Here is a 1,093-nt window from a genome sequence, read left to right as displayed (position 1 = left end):
CCTGCTGACCGATGGCCTGGAGGCCGAGCGCGAGCAAGGCATCACCATCGATGTGGCCTACCGCTACTTCGCCACCAAGACGCGCAAGTTCATCATTGCCGACGCGCCCGGCCATGAGCAGTACACCCGCAATATGGTCACCGCCGCCGCCGGCAGCGATGCCGCCGTGGTGCTGGTGGACATCACCAAGCTGGATACCTCGGTCGAGGCCGTCGAGCTGTTACCGCAGACCCGCCGCCACAGCCTGCTGGCCCATCTGCTGCGCGTGCCCGGCATCGTCTTCGCCGTCAACAAGCTCGATGCCTTGGAGCAGCCCGGCCCGGCCTTTGCTGCCGTGTCCAAGGCCTTGCGCGCCTTTGCCGAGCAGGCCGGCATTGCCATCACCGCCATCGTGCCAGTCTCAGCCCTGCGCGGCGACAACGTCACCCAGCCCCTGGCCGGTGAATGGGCGACTTGGTACCAGGGCCCCTCGCTGCTGCAGGTGCTGGAAAGCCTGCCGGGCGTGCAGGAAAAGGTCGAGGGTCAGGTCTTGATCCCGGTGCAGTACGTCGCCCGTGAAGGCGAAGGAACAGGCAACCAGCCGCGCACCCTCTGGGGCCGCATCGCCCATGGCCAGATCCAGGCCGGCGACGAAATCCAGATCCTGCCCAGCGGCGAGCGCGCCATCGTGGCCGAAGTACGCCGTGCCGGCGAAACCGTGAGCCACAGCGTGGCCGGTGAATCGGCCGGCGTGGTGCTGGACCGCCAGCTCGACGTCTCGCGCGGCGACTGGATCGTCACCCCGGGTTCAGCCCAGCCGACGCAAAGCTTCAAAGCCACACTGGCCTGGCTGGACACCGAACCGGCCGTACCCGGCCGCAAGTACTGGCTGCGCCATGGCAACCGCTGGGTGCAGGGCCGCATCAGCGCCATCGAGCACCGCCTGGACATCAACAGCCTGCAGCCCTTGGACGCCGAGCAGTTGAATGTCAACGAGATCGGCCATGTGCAGATCGAGGTGCAGGCCGCCCTGCCGGTGGAGCCCTATGCCAGCAACCGCGTCGGCGGCAGCCTGATCGTCGTCGACCCCAGCAGCAACCGCACCAGCGGCGCC

Annotated in this window: 1 protein-coding gene; it reads left to right on the top strand. The window is 67.8% G+C overall.

Annotation, left to right across the window (positions count from 1 at the left end; genetic code table 11):
* Positions 1–1,093, top strand: a 1,093-nt coding sequence (locus LNV28_RS24985) for a GTP-binding protein (protein WP_263521186.1), incomplete at both ends; no start/stop codon positions are given.

This window comes from Paucibacter sp. DJ2R-2 (genome assembly GCF_025717675.1).
Classification (GTDB): Bacteria; Pseudomonadota; Gammaproteobacteria; order Burkholderiales; family Burkholderiaceae_C; genus Paucibacter_A.
This window is presented reverse-complemented; position numbering and strand designations above follow the sequence as displayed.